This is a genomic window from Streptomyces sp. NBC_00178 (assembly GCF_036206005.1).
GTDB lineage: Bacteria > Actinomycetota > Actinomycetes > Streptomycetales > Streptomycetaceae > Streptomyces.
The window spans coordinates 1,667,308-1,692,345 of sequence record NZ_CP108143.1; the positions used below are offsets into that span (position 1 = coordinate 1,667,308).

19 protein-coding genes and 3 rRNA genes are annotated in these 25,038 nt (G+C 68.0%); 9 read left to right on the forward strand and 13 right to left on the reverse strand.

Features of this window, described 5'->3' with window-relative positions:
- Positions 1-100: 100 nt before the first annotated feature.
- Positions 101-913 carry a hypothetical protein gene (locus tag OHT61_RS07130; protein ID WP_329043134.1) on the reverse strand — a complete coding sequence of 271 codons (813 nt, stop codon included), beginning with the start codon at positions 911-913 and terminating at the stop codon, positions 101-103.
- A 30-nt stretch (positions 914-943) separates the two neighbouring features.
- Here OHT61_RS07130 and OHT61_RS32485 point away from each other — a divergent pair, with 30 nt between their 5' ends.
- A complete protein-coding gene (locus tag OHT61_RS32485; RefSeq protein ID WP_443049369.1) occupies positions 944-2,554 on the forward strand; it encodes a hypothetical protein in 1,611 nt (536 codons plus the stop codon).
- Between the two features lie 6 nt (positions 2,555-2,560).
- Here the strand turns inward: OHT61_RS32485 and rrf are convergent.
- The 4 genes from rrf to OHT61_RS07155 form a co-directional block, all read right to left on the reverse strand.
- Positions 2,561-2,677, reverse strand: a 5S ribosomal RNA gene (rrf, locus tag OHT61_RS07140).
- Positions 2,678-2,808: 131 nt separating this feature from the next.
- Positions 2,809-5,934: ribosomal RNA gene (locus OHT61_RS07145) — 23S ribosomal RNA — on the reverse strand.
- A 299-nt stretch (positions 5,935-6,233) separates the two neighbouring features.
- Positions 6,234-7,759: ribosomal RNA gene (locus tag OHT61_RS07150) — 16S ribosomal RNA — on the reverse strand.
- Together the 16S, 23S and 5S rRNA genes form the textbook arrangement of a ribosomal RNA operon.
- A 649-nt stretch (positions 7,760-8,408) precedes the next feature.
- Complete coding sequence (locus tag OHT61_RS07155) at positions 8,409-9,020, reverse strand: DNA-3-methyladenine glycosylase (protein WP_329036053.1); 612 nt, start codon at positions 9,018-9,020, stop codon at positions 8,409-8,411.
- A gap of 180 nt (positions 9,021-9,200) precedes the next feature.
- On the opposite strand from OHT61_RS07155, the gene OHT61_RS07160 reads away from it, so the two are divergent.
- The 3 genes from OHT61_RS07160 to OHT61_RS07170 all read left to right on the forward strand — a co-directional run bounded on the left by OHT61_RS07160 (position 9,201) and on the right by OHT61_RS07170 (position 11,220).
- Complete coding sequence (locus OHT61_RS07160; protein ID WP_329036054.1) at positions 9,201-9,983, forward strand: sporulation protein; 783 nt, start codon at positions 9,201-9,203, stop codon at positions 9,981-9,983.
- 55 nt (positions 9,984-10,038) lie between these two features.
- Positions 10,039-10,572: a YbhB/YbcL family Raf kinase inhibitor-like protein gene (locus OHT61_RS07165; RefSeq protein WP_329036056.1), complete on the forward strand. Its 534-nt coding sequence runs from the start codon at positions 10,039-10,041 to the stop codon at positions 10,570-10,572.
- A gap of 141 nt (positions 10,573-10,713) precedes the next feature.
- Complete coding sequence (locus OHT61_RS07170; protein ID WP_329036057.1) at positions 10,714-11,220, forward strand: HNH endonuclease; 507 nt, start codon at positions 10,714-10,716, stop codon at positions 11,218-11,220.
- 74 nt (positions 11,221-11,294) lie between these two features.
- Here the strand turns inward: OHT61_RS07170 and OHT61_RS07175 are convergent, their stop codons facing one another.
- From OHT61_RS07175 to OHT61_RS07190, 4 genes are all read right to left on the reverse strand, one after another.
- Complete coding sequence (locus OHT61_RS07175; RefSeq protein WP_329036059.1) at positions 11,295-12,068, reverse strand: sulfite exporter TauE/SafE family protein; 774 nt, start codon at positions 12,066-12,068, stop codon at positions 11,295-11,297.
- 78 nt (positions 12,069-12,146) lie between these two features.
- Positions 12,147-13,076 (reverse strand): SPFH domain-containing protein, encoded by a 930-nt coding sequence (locus tag OHT61_RS07180; protein ID WP_329036061.1) that lies wholly within the window; start codon positions 13,074-13,076, stop codon positions 12,147-12,149.
- Positions 13,077-13,204: 128 nt separating this feature from the next.
- Entirely contained in the window at positions 13,205-13,633 is a 429-nt protein-coding gene (locus OHT61_RS07185; protein WP_329036062.1) for an NfeD family protein, read from the reverse strand.
- Between the two features lie 65 nt (positions 13,634-13,698).
- Positions 13,699-14,499 (reverse strand): ABC transporter ATP-binding protein, encoded by an 801-nt coding sequence (locus OHT61_RS07190; RefSeq protein ID WP_329036063.1) that lies wholly within the window; start codon positions 14,497-14,499, stop codon positions 13,699-13,701.
- A gap of 120 nt (positions 14,500-14,619) precedes the next feature.
- Between OHT61_RS07190 and OHT61_RS07195 the strand changes: the two genes are divergently transcribed.
- Complete coding sequence (locus OHT61_RS07195) at positions 14,620-15,399, forward strand: hypothetical protein (protein ID WP_329036064.1); 780 nt, start codon at positions 14,620-14,622, stop codon at positions 15,397-15,399.
- A 62-nt stretch (positions 15,400-15,461) separates the two neighbouring features.
- On the opposite strand, the gene OHT61_RS07200 is transcribed toward OHT61_RS07195, so the two are convergent.
- The 3 genes from OHT61_RS07200 to OHT61_RS07210 all read right to left on the reverse strand — a co-directional run bounded on the left by OHT61_RS07200 (position 15,462) and on the right by OHT61_RS07210 (position 17,761).
- Positions 15,462-15,719, reverse strand: coding sequence for a chaplin family protein (locus OHT61_RS07200; RefSeq protein WP_329036065.1), 258 nt, complete (start codon positions 15,717-15,719; stop codon positions 15,462-15,464).
- Between the two features lie 259 nt (positions 15,720-15,978).
- Positions 15,979-16,623 (reverse strand): response regulator transcription factor, encoded by a 645-nt coding sequence (locus OHT61_RS07205; RefSeq protein ID WP_329036068.1) that lies wholly within the window; start codon positions 16,621-16,623, stop codon positions 15,979-15,981.
- Positions 16,616-17,761, reverse strand: a complete 1,146-nt coding sequence (locus tag OHT61_RS07210) for a GAF domain-containing sensor histidine kinase (RefSeq protein ID WP_329036070.1) — start codon at positions 17,759-17,761, stop codon at positions 16,616-16,618. Before OHT61_RS07210 ends, OHT61_RS07205 begins: the two co-directional genes overlap by 8 nt.
- A gap of 181 nt (positions 17,762-17,942) precedes the next feature.
- Here OHT61_RS07210 and OHT61_RS07215 point away from each other — a divergent pair, with 181 nt between their 5' ends.
- The 3 genes from OHT61_RS07215 to OHT61_RS07225 all read left to right on the forward strand — a co-directional run bounded on the left by OHT61_RS07215 (position 17,943) and on the right by OHT61_RS07225 (position 20,777).
- The gene (locus OHT61_RS07215) at positions 17,943-18,656 is read left to right on the forward strand and encodes an SDR family NAD(P)-dependent oxidoreductase (protein ID WP_329043136.1); all 714 of its coding nucleotides are present in this window, start codon (positions 17,943-17,945) and stop codon (positions 18,654-18,656) included.
- Positions 18,653-19,753, forward strand: coding sequence for an S-adenosylmethionine:tRNA ribosyltransferase-isomerase (locus OHT61_RS07220; RefSeq protein WP_329036072.1), 1,101 nt, complete (start codon positions 18,653-18,655; stop codon positions 19,751-19,753). Before OHT61_RS07215 ends, OHT61_RS07220 begins: the two co-directional genes overlap by 4 nt.
- 271 nt (positions 19,754-20,024) lie before the next feature.
- On the forward strand, positions 20,025-20,777 hold the full coding sequence (locus OHT61_RS07225) for a transglycosylase SLT domain-containing protein (RefSeq protein WP_329036074.1): 753 nt from the start codon (positions 20,025-20,027) through the stop codon (positions 20,775-20,777).
- 155 nt (positions 20,778-20,932) lie between these two features.
- Here OHT61_RS07225 and OHT61_RS07230 read toward each other — a convergent pair whose 3' ends face one another.
- Complete coding sequence (locus OHT61_RS07230; RefSeq protein WP_443049370.1) at positions 20,933-23,491, reverse strand: FHA domain-containing protein; 2,559 nt, start codon at positions 23,489-23,491, stop codon at positions 20,933-20,935.
- Positions 23,492-23,757: 266 nt separating this feature from the next.
- On the opposite strand from OHT61_RS07230, the gene serB reads away from it, so the two are divergent.
- Positions 23,758-25,017: a phosphoserine phosphatase SerB gene (gene serB, locus OHT61_RS07235; RefSeq protein ID WP_329036078.1), complete on the forward strand. Its 1,260-nt coding sequence runs from the start codon at positions 23,758-23,760 to the stop codon at positions 25,015-25,017.
- The last annotated feature ends 21 nt before the right edge of the window (positions 25,018-25,038 follow it).

Below are 25,038 nucleotides of genomic sequence, written 5' to 3' on the forward strand. Positions count from 1 at the left end.
CGGGCCGCGCGCATGCGCGGAGCCCGGCTCCGCACGGCCCTGAACGCACGAAAGGGCGGCACCCACCGGGTGCCGCCCTTCATCCGCGCCTCAGGCGGGATCAGACCTTCGCGGAGCCGTCCGCGTCGTCCTCGTCGTCGTCCTCGTCGTCGTCCTCGAGGTCGGTCTCGTCTTCGCGCTCGTCCGTGTACTGGTCGTCCGCGTCGTCGTCGTCGTCGTCAAGATCGGCTTCCCGCTCGGCCGCCTCGTGCTCGCCGGCGCCGGCCGTCGGGACGGGCCGCTCGTCGTCGTCATCTCCGAGCGCGTCGACGAACTCCACACCGTCCAGCTCGGCCAGGCGGTCGGACGCGTCGGTCGCACCGTCCTTGTCCGCCTCCAGGGCCTTGCCGAACCACTCACGGGCCTCGTCCTCGCGGCCCGCTTCGAGCAGTGCGTCGGCGTAGGCGTACCGCAGGCGCGGAGTCCACGAGTGGACCGCGTTGGAGGCGAGTTCGGGACCCTGCAGCGTGACGATGGCCGCGTCGATCTGTCCCATGTCCCGCCGTGCGCCGGCGGCGACCAGGCGCATCTCGACCTGTCCGGCCTTGTCCAGCTTCTGCACCTCGGGTTCACCGGCCATGGCCATCGCCCGCTCGGGACGTCCGAGGCCGCGCTCGCAGTCGGCCATGACGGGCCACAGCTCGACGGACCCGGTCATGCGCCGCGAAGCGCGGAACTCGGCCAGGGCCTCGGCGTACTTCTGCGTGGCGTAGGCGGCGAAGCCCGCGGCCTCACGAACGGCGGCGACCCTCGATGCCAGCCGCAGCGCGATGCGGGAGTAGGCGTACGCCTGGTCCGGGTCGTCGTCGATCAGCCGAGCGACCATGACGAGGTTCCGCGCCACGTCCTCGGCGAGGGTCTTCGGCAGGCTCATGAGCTCCTGCCGTACGTCCTTGTCGATCTCGTGTCCGGTGACGTCGTCGGGGATCGGGAGCCGCTTGACGGGCTCACGGTCCCGGTCGTCGCGGCCCTGGTAACCACCACGGTCGTCACGGCCCCGGTAGCCACCGCGGTCGCCACCACGGTCGTTGTCACGACGCGGACCACGGTCGCCACGGTCGTCACGGCGGAAACCACCACCACTGCCACCGCGGCTGTCGTCACGGCGGAAACCACCGGGCCGGTCATCGTCGCGGCGGGGGCCACGGGGGCGGTCGTCGCGGCGGTCGAAACCGCCGGCGGGACGGCCACCACGGTCATCACGCTGACCACCGCGGAATCCACCACGGTCGTCCTCACGACGCGGAGCACGATCATCACGGCGGAAGGTGCTCGGCCGGTCGTCCTCACGACGCGGGCCGCGGTCACGGTCGTCGCGGCGGAAGCCGCCACCGGTGCTGCCGCCACGGTTGTCGTCACGGCGGAAACCACCGGGGCGGTCGTCATCGCGGCGGGGACCGCGGGGGCGGTCGTCGCGGCGGTCGAAACCGCCGGCGGGACGGCCACCACGGTCATCACGCTGACCACCGCGATATCCACCACGGTCATCCTCACGACGCGGGCCGCGGTCACGGTCATCGCGGCGGAAGCCGCCACCGGTGCCGCCACCACGGTTGTCGTCACGACGGAAACCACCGGGGCGGTCGTCCTCACGACGCGGGCCACGCGGGCTGTCATCCCGGCGATCGAAACCGCCACCGCGGCTGTCGTCCCGCCGGAAGCCACCGCCGGTACCGCCGCCGCGGCTGTCGTCGCGGCGGAAGCCGCCACCCGTGCTGCCGCCACGGTTGTCGTCACGGCGGAAGCCGCCACCGGTGCTGCCGCCACGGTTGTCGTCACGGCGGAAGCCGCCACCGGTGCTGCCGCCACGGTTGTCGTCACGGCGGAAACCACCGGGCCGGTCATCGTCGCGGCGGGGGCCGCGGGGGCGGTCGTCGCGGCGGTCGAAACCGCCGGCGGGACGGCCACCACGGTCATCGCGCTGACCACCGCGGAATCCACCACGGTCGTCCTCACGACGCGGAGCACGATCATCACGACGGAAACCACCGCCGGTACCGCCACCGCGGCTGTCGTCACGACGGAAGCCGCCGGGGCGGTCGTCATCGCGGCGGGGGCCGCGGGGGCGGTCGTCGCGGCGGTCGAAACCGCCGGCGGGACGGCCACCACGGTCATCGCGCTGACCACCGCGGAATCCACCACGGTCGTCCTCACGACGCGGAGCACGATCATCACGACGGAAACCACCGCCGGTGCTGCCACCACGGTTGTCGTCACGACGGAAACCACCGCCGGTGCTGCCACCACGGTTGTCGTCACGACGCGGGCCGCGGTCGTTGTCTCGTCGAGGCGCGGACGAACGGTCGTCACGGCCGCCTCGGAAGCCGCCCCTCTCACCACCGTCCCGGCGACGCGGCTCGCGCTCCGGACGGTCGTCGGAAGAGTTGGTGGACATTGGGGTGACTCCTGTCATCGGGTACCACAAGCATTCTCGCGCAGTCGACCATCCGACGCGCTTCGGAAAAACAAAAGGACCCTTGGTCCCAGCATGAACGCTGGGACCAAGGGTCCTTGAAAGATTGTTCGGCGGCGTCCTACTCTCCCACAGGGTCCCCCCTGCAGTACCATCGGCGCTGAAAGGCTTAGCTTCCGGGTTCGGAATGTAACCGGGCGTTTCCCTAACGCAATGACCACCGAAACACTATCGGCCACTCCGCAATGCGGAGATCGGCACTTAGCGAACAAGCACACTTTTCAATTAATTAGTGAAACTGTTCAACCAGCACGACTGTTCGTGGCCTGGGAACAACACAGTGGACGCGAGCAACTGAGGACAAGCCCTCGGCCTATTAGTACCAGTCAGCTCCACCCGTTACCGGGCTTCCACATCTGGCCTATCAACCCAGTCGTCTACTGGGAGCCTTAACCACTCAAGGTGGTGGGAATACTCATCTTGAAGCAGGCTTCCCGCTTAGATGCTTTCAGCGGTTATCCTTTCCGAACGTAGCCAACCAGCCATGCCCTTGGCAGGACAACTGGCACACCAGAGGTTCGTCCGTCCCGGTCCTCTCGTACTAGGGACAGCCCTTCTCAATATTCCTACGCGCACAGCGGATAGGGACCGAACTGTCTCACGACGTTCTAAACCCAGCTCGCGTACCGCTTTAATGGGCGAACAGCCCAACCCTTGGGACCGACTCCAGCCCCAGGATGCGACGAGCCGACATCGAGGTGCCAAACCATCCCGTCGATATGGACTCTTGGGGAAGATCAGCCTGTTATCCCCGGGGTACCTTTTATCCGTTGAGCGACAGCGCTTCCACAAGCCACTGCCGGATCACTAGTCCCGACTTTCGTCCCTGCTCGACCCGTCGGTCTCACAGTCAAGCTCCCTTGTGCACTTACACTCAACACCTGATTGCCAACCAGGCTGAGGGAACCTTTGGGCGCCTCCGTTACTCTTTAGGAGGCAACCGCCCCAGTTAAACTACCCATCAGACACTGTCCCTGATCCGGATCACGGACCCAGGTTAGACATCCAGCACGACCAGAGTGGTATTTCAACGGCGACTCCACAACCACTGGCGTGGCTGCTTCAAAGTCTCCCACCTATCCTACACAAGCCGAACCGAACACCAATATCAAACTATAGTAAAGGTCCCGGGGTCTTTCCGTCCTGCTGCGCGAAACGAGCATCTTTACTCGTAGTGCAATTTCACCGGGCCTATGGTTGAGACAGTCGAGAAGTCGTTACGCCATTCGTGCAGGTCGGAACTTACCCGACAAGGAATTTCGCTACCTTAGGATGGTTATAGTTACCACCGCCGTTTACTGGCGCTTAAGTTCTCAGCTTCGCACACCCGAAAGTGCACTAACCGGTCCCCTTAACGTTCCAGCACCGGGCAGGCGTCAGTCCGTATACATCGCCTTACGGCTTCGCACGGACCTGTGTTTTTAGTAAACAGTCGCTTCTCGCTGGTCTCTGCGGCCACCCCCAGCTCAGGAAGCAAGTTCCCTCACCAGTGATGGCCCCCCTTCTCCCGAAGTTACGGGGGCATTTTGCCGAGTTCCTTAACCATAGTTCACCCGAACGCCTCGGTATTCTCTACCTGACTACCTGAGTCGGTTTAGGGTACGGGCCGCCATGAAACTCGCTAGAGGCTTTTCTCGACAGCATAGGATCATCCACTTCACCACAATCGGCTCGGCATCAGGTCTCAGCCTTAATGTGTGACGGATTTACCTACCACACGGCCTACACCCTTACCCCGGGAACAACCATCGCCCGGGTTGGACTACCTTCCTGCGTCACCCCATCGCTTACCTAGTACAAGTCTGGTTCGTCGGCTCCACCACTACCCTCAACTCCGAAGAGATCAGGCCGGCTTCACGGACTTAGCATCGCCTGATTCAGTATTGGGCGTTTCAAAGCGGGTACCGGAATATCAACCGGTTGTCCATCGACTACGCCTGTCGGCCTCGCCTTAGGTCCCGACTTACCCTGGGCAGATCAGCTTGACCCAGGAACCCTTAGTCAATCGGCGCACACGTTTCTCACGTGTGTATCGCTACTCATGCCTGCATTCTCACTCGTGAACCGTCCACAACTCGCTTCCGCGGCTGCTTCACCCGGCACACGACGCTCCCCTACCCATCCACACAGGCGTTGGCCCTATATGTGTGAATGACACGACTTCGGCGGTACGCTTGAGCCCCGCTACATTGTCGGCGCGGAATCACTTGACCAGTGAGCTATTACGCACTCTTTCAAGGGTGGCTGCTTCTAAGCCAACCTCCTGGTTGTCTCTGCGACTCCACATCCTTTCCCACTTAGCGTACGCTTAGGGGCCTTAGTCGATGCTCTGGGCTGTTTCCCTCTCGACCATGGAGCTTATCCCCCACAGTCTCACTGCCGTGCTCTCACTTACCGGCATTCGGAGTTTGGCTAAGGTCAGTAACCCGGTAGGGCCCATCGCCTATCCAGTGCTCTACCTCCGGCAAGAAACACACGACGCTGCACCTAAATGCATTTCGGGGAGAACCAGCTATCACGGAGTTTGATTGGCCTTTCACCCCTAACCACAGGTCATCCCCCAGGTTTTCAACCCTGGTGGGTTCGGTCCTCCACGAAGTCTTACCTCCGCTTCAACCTGCCCATGGCTAGATCACTCCGCTTCGGGTCTAGAGCGTGCAACTCAATCGCCCTATTCGGACTCGCTTTCGCTACGGCTTCCCCACACGGGTTAACCTCGCTACACACCGCTAACTCGCAGGCTCATTCTTCAAAAGGCACGCAGTCACGACGCACCGAGCAAGCTCGATGCGCGACGCTCCCACGGCTTGTAGGCACACGGTTTCAGGTACTATTTCACTCCGCTCCCGCGGTACTTTTCACCATTCCCTCACGGTACTATCCGCTATCGGTCACCAGGGAATATTTAGGCTTAGCGGGTGGTCCCGCCAGATTCACACGGGATTTCTCGGGCCCCGTGCTACTTGGGTGGTTCTCAAACGAGCCGTTGATGTTTCAGCTACGGGGGTCTTACCCTCTACGCCGGACCTTTCGCATGTCCTTCGCCTACACCAACGGTTTCTGACTCGTCGACCAACCGGCAGATTGATCAAGAGAACTCCCACAACCCCGCATGCGCAACCCCTGCCGGGTATCACACGCATACGGTTTGGCCTCATCCAGTTTCGCTCGCCACTACTCCCGGAATCACGGTTGTTTTCTCTTCCTGCGGGTACTGAGATGTTTCACTTCCCCGCGTTCCCTCCACACTGCCTATGTGTTCAGCAGCGGGTGACAGCCCATGACGACTGCCGGGTTTCCCCATTCGGAAACCCCCGGATCAAAGCTTGGTTGACAGCTCCCCGGGGACTATCGTGGCCTCCCACGTCCTTCATCGGTTCCTGGTGCCAAGGCATCCACCGTGCGCCCTTAAAAACTTGGCCACAGATGCTCGCGTCCACTGTGCAGTTCTCAAACAACGACCAGCCACCCATCACCCCACCCTTACAGGTGAGTGCACTGGGGCCGGCAACCGAAGGCGACCATGACGGCCGAACCTTCAGATACCCAACAGCGTGCCCGACCCGACCAACCCGTTCCTGTTTTCCACGCCGAAGCAGTACTCACAACAACTTGCCGATCGTGCCGAATAGTCAACGTTCCACCCATGAGCAACCAGCATCGAACATTCGCCGATGTACTGGCCTCTGGTCAGCCGAAGCTGACAAGAAGTGCTCCTTAGAAAGGAGGTGATCCAGCCGCACCTTCCGGTACGGCTACCTTGTTACGACTTCGTCCCAATCGCCAGTCCCACCTTCGACAGCTCCCTCCCACAAGGGGTTGGGCCACCGGCTTCGGGTGTTACCGACTTTCGTGACGTGACGGGCGGTGTGTACAAGGCCCGGGAACGTATTCACCGCAGCAATGCTGATCTGCGATTACTAGCAACTCCGACTTCATGGGGTCGAGTTGCAGACCCCAATCCGAACTGAGACCGGCTTTTTGAGATTCGCTCCGCCTCGCGGCATCGCAGCTCATTGTACCGGCCATTGTAGCACGTGTGCAGCCCAAGACATAAGGGGCATGATGACTTGACGTCGTCCCCACCTTCCTCCGAGTTGACCCCGGCAGTCTCCTGTGAGTCCCCATCACCCCGAAGGGCATGCTGGCAACACAGAACAAGGGTTGCGCTCGTTGCGGGACTTAACCCAACATCTCACGACACGAGCTGACGACAGCCATGCACCACCTGTATACCGACCACAAGGGGGGCACCATCTCTGATGCTTTCCGGTATATGTCAAGCCTTGGTAAGGTTCTTCGCGTTGCGTCGAATTAAGCCACATGCTCCGCTGCTTGTGCGGGCCCCCGTCAATTCCTTTGAGTTTTAGCCTTGCGGCCGTACTCCCCAGGCGGGGAACTTAATGCGTTAGCTGCGGCACCGACGACGTGGAATGTCGCCAACACCTAGTTCCCAACGTTTACGGCGTGGACTACCAGGGTATCTAATCCTGTTCGCTCCCCACGCTTTCGCTCCTCAGCGTCAGTAATGGCCCAGAGATCCGCCTTCGCCACCGGTGTTCCTCCTGATATCTGCGCATTTCACCGCTACACCAGGAATTCCGATCTCCCCTACCACACTCTAGCTAGCCCGTATCGAATGCAGACTCGGGGTTAAGCCCCGAGCTTTCACATCCGACGTGACAAGCCGCCTACGAGCTCTTTACGCCCAATAATTCCGGACAACGCTTGCGCCCTACGTATTACCGCGGCTGCTGGCACGTAGTTAGCCGGCGCTTCTTCTGCAGGTACCGTCACTTTCGCTTCTTCCCTGCTGAAAGAGGTTTACAACCCGAAGGCCGTCATCCCTCACGCGGCGTCGCTGCATCAGGCTTTCGCCCATTGTGCAATATTCCCCACTGCTGCCTCCCGTAGGAGTCTGGGCCGTGTCTCAGTCCCAGTGTGGCCGGTCGCCCTCTCAGGCCGGCTACCCGTCGTCGCCTTGGTAGGCCATTACCCCACCAACAAGCTGATAGGCCGCGGGCTCATCCTTCACCGCCGGAGCTTTTAACCCCGTCCCATGAGGGACAGAGTGTTATCCGGTATTAGACCCCGTTTCCAGGGCTTGTCCCAGAGTGAAGGGCAGATTGCCCACGTGTTACTCACCCGTTCGCCACTAATCCACCCCGAAAGGCTTCATCGTTCGACTTGCATGTGTTAAGCACGCCGCCAGCGTTCGTCCTGAGCCAGGATCAAACTCTCCGTGAATGTTTTCCCGTAATCGGGATCACAACACGAGAGCGGAACAACCAGGTCGGAATATGACCGGCTGTTCACAGCGTCCTCGCTGTTGTTGCCTACCCGATCCGAAGACCCGGCAGGACTTTTCAAAGGAACCACCAACCTGCGTGATGCAGGCCGGGGTATCAACATATCTGGCGTTGACTTTTGGCACGCTGTTGAGTTCTCAAGGAACGGACGCTTCCTTCGGTCCCGTTTCACCGGGGCCCTCCGGGCGCTTCCCTTCGTTCTTGCGTTTCCGACTCTATCAGACTCTTTTGTGTCCGATTCCCGGTCGAAGCGGGATACTGCTTTTCGCTTTCCAGTTCTTCGCTTTCGCGTTTCCCTTTCGGCGTGCCACTACGTTAACCGATTTCCGCTGCGACTCATAATCGAGCCGTTGGGCACATTCCGGCATGCCGAAATTGCACCCGCCAGGGGTGAATCGTAGGTAGTGGTTGGCCCTCTCACGATGCTGCGACCCGGTCCGATGGACCGTGCCGACACCTGCATCCGCTCAAGCGGCTCGGACTACATTAGGGAAACAGTGGGGGAGAGTCAAGTTGCGCCGCCCTTGCGGGCATCCGGCATCCCGTCGCTTCACCTGCGCGCGCCCCTGGGCTCGGCGCGCGGGGGCTCAGGCTCCCGCGGACGGCTTGGCCCTCGGGCTCAGCCGGTAGGCCGAGACGGTCGGATCGCCGGCCAGGTAGAAGCGGTGCTGCCAGTCGTGCGCCTTGCTCACGCCCACCCGGGGGCCGGCCCTGACGAGCGCCGCGGGTACCGGCTCGCCCTCGGACAGTGCGACCCGGGCGCCGCCCAGGAGGTTCGCCCCCTGATGCTCCGCGGTGATGCCGAGCGCCTGGCAGAAGTTGCCCGGGCCCCGCGCCAGGCGCGCGGTCTCGACCTTCGCGCCCCGGCGCTCCCGGGCCAGGTCCTCCCCTTCGACGACCCTGCCCGCCCGGATGAGGACGGCGGTGGCGGTCCCCTCCGCGCCGGTGACGACGTTGGCGCACCAGTGGAGTCCGTGGGACCGGTACACGTACAGGTGTCCCGCGGGTCCGAACATGACGGCGTTCCGGGGTGTCCTGCCTCGGTAGGCGTGGGAGGCGGGGTCCGCCGAACCGGAGTACGCCTCGGTCTCCGTGATGGCGATGCTCACGGTTCCCTCGGGCGCCTCATGGGTGAGGACGGCACCGAGCAGCCTGGGGGCGACTTCCTCGGCGGGGTGGGCGAGATTCCCGACGTCCATGCCGACCTGCCTGTCGTGCCGCGGGTGGGGCAGACGTACGCATGCCCCGGAACGGGGTCGCACGTCGTGCTGGTGCGGGCGGTTCCCGCCCGTGGCGTCCGAGGGTACTGGGATCGCCGTCCCGGGAACCGGCTACGGTCGTGGCGCGTATGTAGGTGTCAGGACCTAGGGAGGAAAAACATGGGCTTCAAGCGGCTGCTCGCGAGCATGGGTGCCGGCGGTGCTTCGGTGGAGACCGAACTGACCGAGGTCAACGTCGTGCCCGGCGGGGTCGTCCAGGGCGAGGTGCGGATCCAGGGCGGATCCGTGGACCAGCAGATCGAGGGGCTGTCCGTCGGTCTGCAGGCCCGGGTCGAGGTCGAGGGCGGGGACCAGGAGACCAAGCAGGACATCGAGTTCGCCAAGCTGCGCCTGGGTGGTGCCTTCGAGGCGAAGGCCGGCGCGGTGCACGTGGTGCCGTTCGGCCTGGAGATCCCGTGGGAGACCCCGGTCACCATGTTCGGCGGGCAGCAGCTGCGCGGCATGAACATCGGTGTGACGACCGAGCTGGAGATCGCCCGGGCCCTGGACTCCGGTGACCTTGACCCGATCAACGTGCACCCGCTTCCCGCGCAGCAGGCCATCCTGGACGCCTTCGGGCAGCTGGGCTTCGGCTTCCGGAGCGCCGACATGGAGCGCGGGCACATCCGCGGTACGCGCCAGCGCCTGCCGTTCTACCAGGAGATCGAGTTCTTCCCGCCCCAGCAGTACCGGGGCCTGCACCAGGTCGAGCTGACCTTCGTCGCGGACGACCGCGAGATGGACGTCGTGCTGGAGATGGACAAGAAGCCGGGGCTCTTCAGCGAGGGCAGCGACTCCTACCGCGCGTTCAAGGTCGGGCTGAACGACTACCAGAGCACCGACTGGGCGGCATACCTCAACCAATGGCTGGCGCAGGTCGGCGGACAGCGCAACTGGCTCTGACAGCCCTTAGGGTCGGTGGGAGGACATCGCACAGCCGATCAGGAGAGGTGCTGACGTGAGCGAGCCGAAGAGGGCCCCGCTGCCGCACGACTTCCATCCCGAGGTCCCCTCGTTCACCGTGGTGAGCGAGGATCTGGCGCCCGGCGCGGTACTGGCCGACGCCCAGGTGCACGCGGAGGGGAACACCTCACCGCAGTTGCGGTGGGAGGGGTTCCCCGAGGGGACCAAGAGCTTCGCCGTGACGTGCTTCGACCCGGACGCCCCGACGGGCAGCGGGTTCTGGCACTGGGTGCTCTTCGACATCCCGGTCTCGGTCACGGAGCTCCCGGCGGGCGCCGGGAGCGGTGGTTTCGCAGGGCTGCCGGACGGGGCCGTCCACGCTCGTAACGACTACGGCTCGAAGGACTTCGGCGGCGCAGCCCCGCCGGCCGGCGAGAACCACCGCTACGTGTTCACCGTCTACGCGGTGGACACGGAGAAGCTCGGGCCGGACGGTGACACGCCGCCCGCGGCCGTCGGGTTCAACCTGCGTTTCCACACCCTGGGCCGCGCCCAGCTGCTCGGGGAGTACGCCTCTCCCGCGAGCTGATGTTTCACCCGCTGTTTGCCCTGCCCTGGTCTTGGAGAGACCAGGGCAGGGCATTTTTTATTGCGTTGTCCCTCACGGCTCGCCCGGCCAGAGTTGATCCGGGCCCGCGGACAGGCGGGCGGCACACGGGAGGTGGGCAGGATGCGGGACACACTGGTGCTCAACGCGAGCTTCGAGCCGCTGTCGACGGTGACGCTCAACCGTGCGGTGGTCCTGATCCTGCAGGACAAGGCCGTCGTCGAGCAGGCGCACCCCGGACTCCGTATGCGAGGGGCCGCGGTCGACATTCCGGTCCCCCAGGTGATCAGGCTCTGCCGGTACGTACGGGTGCCGTTCCGAAGACACGCTCCGTGGTCCAGACGGGGGGTGCTGATACGGGACCAGCACCGGTGCGCGTACTGCGGGCGGCGGGCCAGCACCGTGGACCACGTCGTGCCGCGTGCGCAGGGCGGCCAGGACACCTGGCTGAACACCGTGGCCTCGTGCGCGGAGGACAATCACCGCAAGGCGGCCCGTACCCCGGAGCAGGCGGGTATGCCGCTGCTGCGGGAGCCGTTCGTGCCGTCGCCCGCCGACGCCATGCTGCTGGCGCTGGGTGCCGGAGACCGGTCCGCGCTGCCGGACTGGCTGGCGCGGTCCGCGGCCTGACGGTCCGCAGGACCGTGACCCGCGTGTGGCGGCGGGGCCCGTCCCCTCGGACCCGGGGAACGGGCCCGCGTCGTTCAGCGGAGCAGCAGCTGGACGATCGCGGCGCTGCCCACGACGACGATGAGCGCCCGGAGGAACCGCGGGCTGAGGCGGCGTCCGACCTTGGCCCCGATCTGGCCGCCGATCGCCGATCCGGTCGCGATGAGCACGACGGCTGTCCAGTCGAAGTGGGCGACGAAGAGGAAGAACACCGCGGCGACGCTGTTCACGACCGCGGCGAGGACGTTCTTGACGGCGTTGAGTCGCTGCATCGTGTCGTCGAGCAGCATGCCCATCAGCGAGAGGTAGATGATGCCCTGCGCGGCGGTGAAGTAGCCCCCGTAGACGCTGGCGAGCATCAGGCCGGTGAACAGCAGTGGTCCGCCGTCGGGCCTGGCCGGGGTGCCGGACGTCTCGCGCCTGCGCTGGACGGCCTTGCTGATGCGGGGCTGCAGGATGACCAGGACGAGGGCCAGGCCCACCAGGACGGGAACGATCGTCTCGAACGCGGTGGACGGCAGGGAGAGCAGGAGGGTGGCTCCGGTGAGGCCGCCGATCAGTGCGCCGACGCTCAGCTTGAGGATGCGTCGGCGCTGGCCGGCGAGTTCCTTGCGGTAGCCGATGGCTCCGCTGATGGAACCGGGGATCAGGCCCAGCGCGTTGGAGACGGTGGCGGTCACGGGGGGCAGGCCCGTGGCGAGGAGTACGGGGAAGGTGATGAGGGTGCCCGAGCCGACGATGGTGTTGATCGTGCCGGCGCCCACCCCGGCCGCGAAGACCGCGAGAATTTCCCAGATGGACAAAGCCATCTCCTTCGGTGGTCAGTGACGCCTCCCCGCCATCAAGGTCGAGGGGCCTCACTGATCATGCACGAAGGGGCCGTGCGGTCATTCGACCGGGGGCTGCTCCCGCCGCTGCTCGCCGATGTTGAAGCCGGGGGTGCTGCCTCCGAGGTTGCCGAACGCGCCGCTGAGTCCCTTGAGCGCGTCGCCGATCTCGCTGGGCACGATCCAGAGCTTGTTGGCGTCGCCCTCGGCGATCTTGGGGAGCATCTGGAGGTACTGGTACGACAGGAGCTTCTGGTCCGGGTCCCCCGCGTGGATGGACTCGAAGACGGTGCGGATGGCCTGGGCCTCGCCCTCGGCACGCAGGGCCGATGCCTTGGCCTCACCTTCGGCGCGGAGGATCGCGGACTGCTTCTCGCCCTCGGCGGTGAGGATCGCGGACTGCCTGATGCCTTCGGCGGTGAGGATCGCGGCGCGCTTGTCGCGGTCGGCGCGCATCTGCTTCTCCATCGAGTCCTGGATGGAGGTGGGCGGTTCGATCGCCTTGAGCTCGACGCGGTTGACGCGGATGCCCCACTTGCCGGTGGCCTCGTCGAGGACTCCGCGCAGCGCGGCGTTGATCTCCTCGCGGGAGGTCAGGGTCCGTTCGAGGTCCATGCCGCCGATGATGTTGCGGAGCGTGGTGACGGTGAGCTGTTCGATCGCCTGGATGTAGCTGGCGACCTCGTAGGTCGCCGCCCTCGCGTCGGTCACCTGGTAGTAGATGACGGTGTCGATGTTGACGACGAGGTTGTCCTGGGTGATCACCGGCTGCGGCGGGAAGGGGACGACCTGTTCGCGGAGGTCGATCCGGTTGCGGATCGAGTCGATGAACGGGACGACGATGTTCAGCCCGGCGTTGAGTGTGCGGGTGTAGCGGCCGAAGCGCTCCACGATGGCGGCACTGGCCTGCGGGATGACCTGGATCGTCTTGATCAGGGCGATGAAGACGAGCACCACCAGAATGATCAGGACGATGATGATCGGTTGCATCGTGTGCCTCGTGCCCTTCGGTTGCCGACGGATCGCGGTGATCGAGGTCGAACACTCATGACGGTCGCATTCTCATGATGATCGACTTCGAGTGTGGCAGACTGCGGCCTGCCGTGTGACCGGTTCGCTCACATGACGACGGCGGTTGCGCCGTCGATGTCCACGACGTCCACCTGGCGGCCCGGTTCGAAGATCTGGTCGCCGTCGAGCGAACGTGCCGACCAGACCTCGCCGGCGAGCTTGATGCGTCCGCCGCCGCCGTCCACCCGTTCCAGGACCAGGGCCTGACGGCCTTTCAGGGCGTCGATGCCGCTGGCGTGGGTGGTACGCCCCACCCGTTGGCGCGCGGCGATCGAGCGTACGACCGCGATGAGCGCGACCGACACCACGACGAACACGAGTACTTGGGCGACGATGCCGCCGCCGAGTGCCGCGACCACGGATGCCGCCACCGCTCCGACGGCGAACATCCCGAACTCGGGCATCGCGGTCAGGACGAGGGGGATGCCCAGTCCCACCGCGCCGATCAGCCACCACACCCACGCGTCGATGTCCACATGGTCATCGTAGGACCGCGAGTGCCCTCCCCGACAGGGCGCCGGGGAGGTTGGCTGTGGTGCGACTACTGGCCGAGGGGCAGTCCGCGGGCGGTGTAGCGGTCGCCGTGGTGTTCGACGACGAGCGGCAGGCCGAAACAGAGGGAGAGGTTCCGGGAGCTGAGCTCGGTCTCCATGGGGCCGGCGGCCAGCACCTTGCCCTGACGGATCATCAGGACGTGGGTGAAGCCGGGCGCGATCTCCTCGACGTGGTGGGTGACCATGACCATGGAGGGGGCGTACGGGTCACGCGCCAGCCGGCCGAGGCGGCGGACCAGGTCCTCGCGGCCGCCCAGGTCGAGTCCGGCCGCGGGCTCGTCGAGGAGGAGCAGCTCGGGGTCGGTCATCATGGCGCGGGCGATGAGGGTGCGCTTGCGCTCGCCCTCGGAGAGCGTGCCGAACTTCCGGTCGAGGAACTCGGTCATGCCCAGGCGGTCGAGGAAGGCGCGGGCGCGCTCCTCGTCGACGGCCTCGTAGTCCTCGTGCCAGGTGGCCGTCATGCCGTAGGCGGCGGTGAGCACCGTCTGCAGTACGGTCTGGCGCCTGGGGAGCTTTTCGGCCATGGCCACACCGGCGATGCCGATGCGGGGGCGGAGCTCGAAGACGTCGGTTCCGACCCCGCCGAGCCGCTCACCGAGGATCTTGGCGGTGCCGGTGCTCGGGAAGAGGTAGCTGGAGGCGATGTTGAGGAGGGTGGTCTTGCCGGCGCCGTTGGGCCCGAGGATGACCCAGCGCTCGCCCTCCTTGACCGACCACGAGACGTCGTCCACCAGAGCGCGTCCGTCGCGGACCACGGATACGTCCACCAGCTCCAGTACATCGCTCATGGCGCGTTGTCTCCCCATACAGTGTCGAGATCGTCGCGTGCCTGCGGGCACAGCTCCCAGGGAAAACCTACGCCACCCGGGGAGTGCTCAGGCCCGGGGGCTGTTCCCTAGGCTGTTCCCATGCTTTCGGAACCACGCTCAGGGCGGCTCGCCGCATGGGGAAACGCGCTTCTGGCCGGGCTGGCGTCGCCCGACGACGCCGCGCTCGCGATCGTCGGCGAGGACGCGGTGCACCGCGTCGAGGGGCTGCCGGGTGAGGCGGGGCCCGTCGGGCTCACGCTGGCGCTCGGCCGGCTGAGAGGGCTGGGTGCCACCGGTTTCCGGGTCGCGCTGCCCGTCCCCGGGCACCCGCTGGGGCTCAGCGGGCCGCCGGACTTCAACGCGCGCGCACTGGAGGCGGAGGAGGCGGTCGTCACGTTCGGGGCGCCGTTCGGCCTCGTGCCCGAGGTGACCGAGGCCGGGCCTCCGGGGGATCTGCACATCGAGGTGGTGTGGCGCTGTCTGCCGGTGCGGGAGGCGCCGCCGGCGGACGTGCCGTCGCTGGGCGAGGCGGAGCGGGAGCTCGCCGAGGCGCTGCGGGACGCGACCGCGGTGCTGTCCCGGCTGGACGTCGCGGGGTCCGGGCCGGTCGCCGAGGCCGCGGTGGACGCCTACCGTGCGCGGGCGGAGCGCGGGCGTGAGGTGCTGGCGCCGGGATATCCGCCGCGGGCGGTCAGGGTGCTGGAGCTGGCCCAGCGGGTGGGGCTGCTGATCTCGGTGGCCCAGGAGAACGGGCACGGGGGCGCGGTGAGCGCGTCGGAGATGGCGGCGCGCGGCGAGGCGCTGCGTCCGGTCGAGCGGGTGGCCCGGCGGGCACAGGTGGCGGCGTACAACGCGTACGTGGAGGAGCGCGGCCGGTGACGGCGCCGCCCGCCGTGCGGGGCTCGGACGAGCCGGCACGGCGGGCGGGTGCGAGGCGTCGGTCAGTGGTTCAGGCCGAGGTTGCCGAAGGCCGGGTTGAGCAGGCCGACCACGTTGACCGTGTTGCCGACCACGTTCACCGGGACGCTCACCGGGACCTGGACGAGGTTGCCCGAGACGACACCCGGGGAGCCCACGGCCTGGCCGTGGGCTCCGGCGCCTCCGTGGCCGTGGCCCGTGGCGGAGGCGGCTCCGGCACCGGCGGCGATGAGGCCGCCCGCGATCATGGTGACGGCGGCGGCCTTCTTCAGGTTCTTCACTTCAGGATCCTCCTCGCGTCGCCGCGGCCGATCGCCGCGGCACACAGGGAGAACGGCGCCGCACGGCCGGGGATACGCCGTCCGGGTGACATACACCCGACAGTATGAATCTCGGACCGGAAGAGACTCGTCCGCTTGTATGACCACGGGGCCCGTCGGTGCGTGCCCACACGGGCCCGCCGGTGTGCGACCACACGGGCCCGCCGCTGATCGACGGCCCCCGCCCCTCATCCCCCGGCGGCGCCCCGGGGTGATGCCGTCAGCCCGCCGCCCCGTGCCGCACGGCCCACAGCGCGGCCTGGGTCCTGTCCGAGACGTCGAGCTTCATGAGGATGTTCGACACGTGGGTCTTGACCGTCTTCTCCGACAGGACCAGCGCGCGGGCGATCTCCCGGTTGGACCTGCCGTCGGCGATGAGGCCCAGCACCTCCTGCTCCCGCTCGGTCAGGGTGCTCCCCCGGCCCGTGCCGGCCCCGCCGTCCTCCTGGGCCAGCAGCGCCCCGGCGACCTCCGGCTGGAGCAGGATGTGACCGGCGTGGACCGAGCGGATGGCACCGGCGAGGGCGTCCGGGTCCACGTCCTTGTACACGTAACCCGACGCCCCGGCCCGCAGGGCCGGCACGACGGTGCGCTGCTCGGTGAAGCTCGTGACGATCAGCACCTTGGCGGGGTTGCCCAGTTCCCTGAGCCTGCGCAACGCCTCGATACCGTCCGTGCCCGGCATCTTGATGTCCATGAGGACGACGTCGGGCCTCAGCTCCTCGATCCGGGTGACGCCCTCCGCACCGTCCGACGCCTCGCCGACCACCTCTATGTCGTCCTGGACCTCCAGGAAGGTGCGCAGCCCCCGGCGCACCACCTGGTGGTCGTCCACCAGCAGCACCTTGATGATCTTGTCAGCCACAGGGGACCTCCATCCGGATCGTGGTGCCCTTGCCGGGCTCCGACGCGACGGTGAGCCGGCCGCCCACGCTGCCCGCCCGGTGCCGCATGGAGACGAGACCGAGGTGACGGCCCGCGCTCCTGGTCAGGTGGGGGTCGAAGCCCCGGCCGTCGTCGCTGATCCGGAGGACCGTGGCCGTGCCGTGCCGGCTGAGGCTGACCCCCACGTGCGCGGCCCCGGAGTGGCGCAGGGCGTTGTGCAGCGCCTCCTGCGCGACCCGCAGCATCGCCTCCTCCTGGGCGGAGGGCAGGGCGCGCACCCCGGCACTGTCGAAGGTGACCCTGGCACTGTGCGCCCGGTCCATGACCTGGATCTGGGTACGGAGCGTGGCGACGAGACCGTCCTCGTCCAGCGCGGCGGGGCGCAGCTCGACGACGGCCGCGCGCAGTTCGTCCACGGCCTCCCCCGCCAGCGCGGCGACCTGCTGGAGTTCGCCCTTGGCGCGCGCGGGGTCGCGGTCGACCAGTGCCGCGGCGGCCTGGGCGGTGAGCCGCAGCGAGAAGAGTTTCTGGCTGACGGCGTCGTGCAGTTCGTGGGCGAGGCGGGAGCGCTCCTCGGCGATCGTGAGCTCGCGGCTGCGTTCGTAGAGCCGGGCGTTGGTGAGGGCGATCGCCGCGTGCTGGGCGAGGAGCCCGAGGAGTTCCTCGTCCTCCTCGGTGAAGCCGCAGCCCCCGGTGGGCTTGGGGCAGCGCTTGTTGGCGAGGAAGAGCGCGCCGATGGTCTCGTCGCCGTCCTGGATGGGCAGGCCGAGGAAGTCGGACATGTCGGGGTGGGCGTCCGGCCATCCCCCGAACCGGGGGTCCTCGCGGACGTCGGCCAGGCGCTGGGGCTGCGGCTCGTGGAGCATCGCGGCGAGGATGCCGTGCTGCCGGGGCAGCGGTCCGATGGCCTTCCACTGCTCGTCGCTCACCCCGTCGACGACGAACTGGGCGAAGCCCCCGTGGTCGTCGGGCACGCCCAGCGCGGCGTACTCGGCGTCGAGCAGTTCGCGGGCGGAGGCGACGATCGTCTTGAGGACGTCGCGCATGTCGAGGTGCCGGTTCATGGCGAGCAGCGCTGCGCTGACCGCCGCGAGGCCCGACGGTGGGCGGTGGCTCATGGGCTCACCGTACCGGCGGGGCTCCGGGGGCCGGATCGGTCGGTGGGCCCCTCCGGCACGGGGCCTCGGACCTAGGCCGAAGTGCCGTACGGCGTCGGGGCCGATGGACGAGGCGGCGGGCAGGGGCGGATTCCTACGTTGGTGGCGTCGGAGCACCACGGAGTTCGAGGGGATGACTGTCATGCCGATCGCGATGATCACGGGTGGGTCGAGGGGACTGGGGCGCGCGCTGGCCGGGGATCTGGCCGGGGAGGGCTGGGACCTGGTGCTGGACGCCAGGTCACAGAGGGCGCTCGGGGTGGTGGCGCGCGAGCTGGGCGACCGGTACGGGACCAGGGTGGTGGCCGTGCCCGGGGACGTGACGGACGCGGCGCACCGCGAGGCGCTGGTGGCCGCGGCCGGGGAGCTGGGCGGGCTGGATGTGCTGGTGAGCAACGCGAGCGCGCTGGGCTGCGAACCGCTCGTGCGGCTGGAGGCGCTGCCGCTGGACGGGCTGCGGCAGGCGCTGGAGACGAACGTGGTGGCGGCGCTCGGGCTCGTACAGGAGGCGTTGCCGCTGCTGCGGGCCTCGCGGGCCGGTGCCGTCGTCGCCGTCAGCTCGGACGCGGCGGCCGAGCCGTATCCGACGTGGGGCGGGTACGGGGCCTCGAAGGCGGCGCTGGACCAGCTCGCGGCGGTGCTCGGGGAGGAGGAGCCCGGGCTGCGGGTGTGGGCGGTGGATCCGGGCGACATGGAGACGGACCTCTATACGGCGGCCGTACCCGGGGACACGGAGCCCAGGCCGCGTCCGGAAGCGGTCGCGCCGGCGTTCGTCCGGCTGATCGGGCTGCGGCCGGCGAGCGGCCGGTACGCGGCGGCCGCCCTGCTGGACGCGGACGTCAGGCAGGGGCGATGACCGCGCTGGAGGCACTGCGGGTGCCGCCCGAGCTGTCCGCGCGGGTGCCCGCCGAGCGGCGGGGCGCCGGGCGCGACGACGTACGGCTGCTGGTGTCCCGGGGCACGGCCGTCTCGCACCGCGCGTTCCGGGAGCTGCCCGGGGAGCTGCGGGCCGGTGACGTGCTGGTGGTGAACACGTCGATGACGCTGGCGGCCGCGGTGACCGGCCGGCTGGGCGGTGAGCCGGTCGTCGTGCACTTCTCCACCCGCGGTGAGGACGGCCGGTGGGCGGTGGAGCTGCGGCGGCCGGACGGTTCGGGGACCACCCTGCCGCGGCCGGGGGGCCCGGCGGGGGCGGAGGTGCGGCTGCCGGGCGGCCAGGGGCTGGTCCTGGAGGATCCGCTGGGACCGCCGGAGGGGGCCCGGCTCTGGTGGGCGCGGGTCGGGCGGGACGTGCCGGCGCTGCTGAGCAGGTACGGCCGGCCGATCCGGTACGCGTACACGGAGCGGGACCAGCCGCTGTCGGCGTACCGGACGGTGTTCGCCGTGCCGTCCGAGGACGGGAGCGGCTCGGCGGAGATGCCGAGCGCGTCGAGGCCGTTCACCGCGGGGCTGGTGGCGGAGCTGGTGAGCCGGGGGGTGCAGTTCGCTCCGCTGACGCTCCACACGGGGGTGGCGTCGGCCGAGGCGCACGAGCCGCCCTACCCGGAACGCTTCGAGGTGCCCCTCACGACGGCGCGGCTCGTCGAGGCGGCCCGGGCGGGCGGGGGCCGGGTGATCGCGGTGGGGACGACGGCGGTGCGGGCGCTGGAGTCGGCGGTGGGCCCGGACGGCCGGCTGCGGGCCGCCGCCGGCTGGACGGATCTGGTGGTGACGCCCGAGCGGGGGGTGCGTGCGGTGGACGGGCTGATCACCGGGCTGCACGAGCCGGAGGCCTCCCACCTGCTGATGCTGGAGGCGATCGCGGGGCGCCGGGCGCTGCGGCGGGGCTATGCCGAGGCGCTGGAGCACCGCTATCTGTGGCACGAGTTCGGGGATGTGCACCTGCTCCTGCCGGGTGCCGCGAACCGTGCGAAAACCCCTCACGCTCCGCATCGCACAAGCAACGTTTCGTGAGCCTGGGGGGTGCCCCGTGTGAGCCCAGGCATAGGACCCACGTCACTTACGAAGAAGGATAGTTGGAGTAATTCGGGCAATTTACCCGGGATCAAAACGGACAAAAAAGCACTAACGCGACCCTGAGCAACTATCCAGCTTCGTACGTCACACCTTTGCCAGGGCATTTTGCTGGCGCTAAGAATTGCAGCTGTCCCCGACGGAGATGTGCCCCGGCGCATCCGTCCGCGTCCTCGCCGAGGACCCCTGCTATTCGAAGAGGTACGACTGTATGTCCGTGTCCCGCATCTCCAGCCGTAACCGTCGCCTGAACAAGGCGCAGAAGCTCTCCGTCGCGGGGGTCTCGACCCTGGCCGCCGCCGCTGTCGCCCTCACGCTCGCCCCCAACGACGCTTCGGCGGCGCCCGAGCCGAAGGCGGCTGCCGCCACCGCGCCCGTCGCGTTCACCGGTGGGCAGACGAAGGCCCTCCAGGCCAGCCTCATAGAGCAGCACTCGACCGCCGCTCAGCTGGTGAAGGCCGCCGACGCCGCGAAGGCCGACGCCGCCGCCGAGAAGAAGAAGGCTGCCGCGAAGGCCGAGGCGAAGGCCAAGGCCGTCGCCGAGGCCAAGAGCAAGGCCGCTGCGAAGAAGAAGGCCAAGGCCGACGCGAAGAAGCGTGCCGCCAAGAAGGCCAGCCGGGCCGCCGACCGCAAGCCGGTCTACAAGAACAACCTGGACGGCTGGATCCGCGAGGCCCTCAGCATCATGCACAAGAAGCACATCCCCGGTACGTACGAGGGTCTGCACCGCAACATCATGCGCGAGTCCAGCGGTAACCCCCGTGCGATCAACAACTGGGACATCAACGCGATCAACGGCATCCCCTCGAAGGGTCTGCTGCAGGTCATCAAGCCGACCTTCGACTTCTACCACGTCAAGGGCACCAAGCACGACCAGTACGACCCGGTCGCCAACATCACCGCCGCCGCCAACTACGCGGCCGACAAGTACGGCTCGATCGACAACGTCGACAGCGCGTACTGAGCCGACGGCACACACCGAGCCGACGGAACCGGCACGGCCCGGCATGGCGAAGAAGACCGACCGGAGCAACGACGCTCCGGTCACCACATGCCGAAGGGCGGCACCCCGCGGGGTGCCGCCCTCGGGCGTTTCCGGGACCGGCCGGTCCCGGCGCGTCACTTGCGCATGACCTCCGGCTCGTGGCGCCGGAGCATCCGCGAGACCCCGACGAAGAGGATCGCGCTCATGAACAGCATCACCGTGATGTTGATCCCCCACTGACCGGCCGAGTGCTCCCAGAGCGGGTCCAGGTCGGTCGGGTTCTTCGGGTCCCACGGCGGCATGAGGTGGGCGAGGTCCAGCGTGGTGCCGGCCGCCGCCACCGCCCAGCGCGACGGCATCAGCCAGGCGAACTGCTCCAGGCCCGGCGAACCGTAGACCTGGAAGAGCACCCCGGTGAAGACGACCTGGACGATGGCGAACATGACGAGCAGCGGCATCGTCTTCTCGGCGGTCTTCACCAGCGCCGAGATCATCAGGCCGAACATCATCGAGGTGAGGCCGAGCACGATGATCGACAGGCAGATCTCGACGGCCGGGGACATGAAGAGCCCCTCCGCCGGAAGCTTCCGGGTGGAGAAGCCGATCCCGCAGAGGATCACGCCCTGGAAGGCGGTGATCACGCCTAGGACGATCACCTTCGACAGGAGATAGGCGGAGCGTGAGAGACCGGTGGCCCGCTCGCGCTCGTAGATCACCCGCTCCTTGATCAGCTCTCGCACGGAGTTGGCCGCGGCGGCGAAGCACATGCCGACCGCGAGGATCAGCATGATCGTGCCGGCCTTGCCGTTGAACCGGGACGGCGGCTCGGGCTCCGCCAGGCCGAACTCGGCGGGGATGACCACGCTCACCACGCCGAGGACCGCCGGCAGGAGCACCATCAGCAGCAGGAAGCCCTTGTCGGACGCGATCACCGACACGTAGCGGCGCATCAGCGTCCACAGCTGGGCCGCCCAGCCCGAGGGCTTCGGGGGCCGGATCGCCTGCGGCGGCGGCATGTGAACGGGCTGCGCGGCGACGGCGTCGATGTCCGCGGCGTACATCTGGTAGTGCTGCGAGCCGCGCCAGCGGCCCGCCCAGTCGTAGTCGCGGTAGTTCTCGAAGGCGGAGAAGACGTCGGCCCAGCTGGTGTAGCCGAAGAAGTTCAGGGCCTCCTCGGGCGGGCCGAAGTAGGCCACGGATCCGCCGGGCGCCATGACCAGGAGCTTGTCGCAGATCGCCAGCTCGGCAACCGAGTGCGTGACGACCAGGACCGTGCGCCCGTCGTCGGCGAGTCCGCGCAGCAGCTGCATGACGTCGCGGTCCATGCCCGGGTCGAGGCCCGAGGTCGGCTCGTCCAGGAAGATCAGCGACGGCTTGGTCAGCAGCTCCAGGGCGACCGACACGCGCTTGCGCTGGCCGCCGGAGAGCGAGGTGATCTTCTTGTCCCGGTGGATGTCGAGCTTGAGCTCGGCGAGGACCTCGTGGATCCGGGCGGTGCGCTCGGCCTCGGTGGTGTCCGCCGGGAAGCGCAGCTTGGCCGCGTAGCGCAGGGCCCGGGTGACCGTGAGTTCCTTGTGCAGGATGTCGTCCTGCGGGACCAGTCCGATGCGCTGCCGGAGCTCCGCGAACTGCTTGTAGAGGTTCCGGTTGTCGTAGAGGACGTCGCCCTGGTTGGCGGGCCGGTAGCCGGTGAGCGCCTTGAGCAGGGTGGACTTGCCGGACCCCGAGGGGCCGATGACGGCGATCAGGGACTTCTCCGGGACGCCGAAGGAGACGTCCTTGAGGATGTCCTTGCCGCCGTCGACGGTCACCGTGAGGTGCCGGGCCGAGAAGGACACCTCGCCGGTGTCGACGAACTCCTCCAGCCGGTCCCCGACCAGCCGGAAGGTCGAGTGGCCGACGCCCACGATGTCGTTCGGTCCGATGAGCGCGGAGCCGGACTTGTGGAGCGGCTGGCCGTTGACGTACGTGCCGTTGTGGGACCCGAGGTCGCGGATCTCGAAGCGGCCGTCGGGCGTCGCCCGGAACTCGGCGTGCAGGCGCGAGACCTGCAGGTCGGACACGACCAGCTCGTTCTCCAGGGCACGGCCGATGCGCATGACACGGCCGAGGTCCAGCTGGTGGAACGTGGTGGGACTCCGGTCGCCGTAGACCGGCGGCGCCCCCGCCGCGCCGCCGGTCCCGCGGGCCGCGGCGGGGTTCGCGTGACCCTGCTGGTGCGGGACCTGAGGCGGCCCCGCCTGCGGCCGGCCCGGTTGCTGCGCGGGAGCGGCCGGCCATCCGGCGGCGCCCTGCTGAGCCCCCTGCTGAGCCTGGTGCGGTGGCTGCGCGGGATGTGCGGGTGCCTGCTGCGCCCCCGCCGCCTGCCCGCTGTGCACTCCGGCCGCCGCCGCGGCGGTGAGGTTGAGCCTCGGCCCGTCGTTGGCGTTGCCCAGGTTCACCGGGGTTCCGGGGCCGATCTCCGCCTGTTGGACCCTGTGGCCCGCCACGTAGGTTCCGTTGGTGCTGCCGTGGTCCTCGATCTGCCAGCCACGGCCGTTCCAGCTGATCGTTGCGTGCCGCCACGAGACCCTGGCGTCGTCGATCGTCATGTCGCCCTGCGGATCACGTCCGAGGGTGTACGGCCTGGACGGATCGAGCGTCCAGGTCCTGCCATTCATTTCAAGTACGAGTTCCGGCACTCCGCGCCCCACTGGTTGTCCCCCGAATCACCCCTGTCGCAAGGGGCCTAGGGATGCTGAACATCGTGGGGAACTATTCCAGGACCGGTCCCCCCACGGAAAGCCGGGCGGCGTGAAGACGGCGCGGAGGCTCCGCGTCCCGCCCTCCGACTCGGGAGGAATGGGGAGGGAGCGTCCCTTCCGAGCGCCGCCGGCCGCCCGTGACCCCGGCCGCGGTCCTGTCCGCCACTCGGGACGGGCTTCGGGGCCGCCCGGGCGCCCTATACGGTGGGAGCACCATGAGCGCACCTCAGCAGCCACCTCGGTCACCCCGGTCTCCTGAGTCACCCGAGTCCCCGCCGGGTACGGACACCCCCACTCTTCTCGTCAAGATCTTCGGGAAGGACCGGCCGGGTATCACCGCCGGGCTCTTCGACACCCTCGCGGCGTACGCCGTGGACGTGGTGGACATCGAGCAGGTCGTCACTCGTGGCCGCATCGTGCTGTGCGCCCTGGTGACCTCCCCCGCTCCCGGCGGTACGACGGAGGGCGATCTCCGGGCGACCGTGCACAGCTGGGCGGATTCGCTGAAGCTGCAGGCCGAGATCATCTCGGGTACGGGCGACAACCGGCCCCGGGGTGACGGCCGTTCGCACGTCACGGTGCTGGGGCACCCGCTGACCGCGGAGTCCACGGCAGCCATAGCGGCCAAGATCACCTCCACCGGCGGCAACATCGACCGCATCTTCCGTCTCGCGAAGTACCCCGTCACCGCGGTGGAGTTCGCGGTCTCCGGTGCCGGGACCGAAGCGCTGCGGACCGCACTGGCCAGGGAGGCCGCGGGCATCGGTGTGGACATCGCCGTCGTCTCCGCCGGACTGAGCCGCCGGGCACAGCGGCTGGTCGTCATGGACGTGGACTCGACCCTCATCCAGGACGAGGTCATCGAGCTCTTCGCGGCCCACGCCGGCTGCGAGGCCGAGGTCGCCGCCGTGACCGAGCAGGCGATGCGCGGGGAGCTCGACTTCGAGCAGTCCCTGCACGCCCGGGTGGCGCTGCTGGCGGGGCTCGACGTGTCGGTGGTGGAGAAGGTCCGCGCGGAGGTCCGGCTGACCCCCGGCGCGCGCACCCTGATCCGTACGCTGAAGCGGCTCGGTTACCAGGTGGGCGTGGTCTCGGGCGGTTTCACCCAGGTCACGGACGACCTCAAGGAGCGCCTCGGCCTCGACTTCGCCTCCGCCAACACGCTGGAGGTCGTCGACGGCAGGCTGACCGGCCGGGTCGTGGGCGACATCGTCGACCGGGCGGGCAAGGCCCGGCTGCTGCGCAGCTTCGCGGCGCAGGCCGGGGTCCCTCTGGCGCAGACGGTCGCGATCGGCGACGGGGCGAACGACCTGGACATGCTGAACACGGCCGGGCTGGGCGTCGCGTTCAACGCCAAGCCCGTCGTCCGCGAGGCCGCGCACACGGCGGTGAACGTGCCGTTCCTGGACACGGTGCTGTATCTGCTGGGCATCACCCGCGAGGAGGTCGAGGCCGCCGACGGCCTCGTCGACTGACCGCCGGGTTCCGTACGCAGG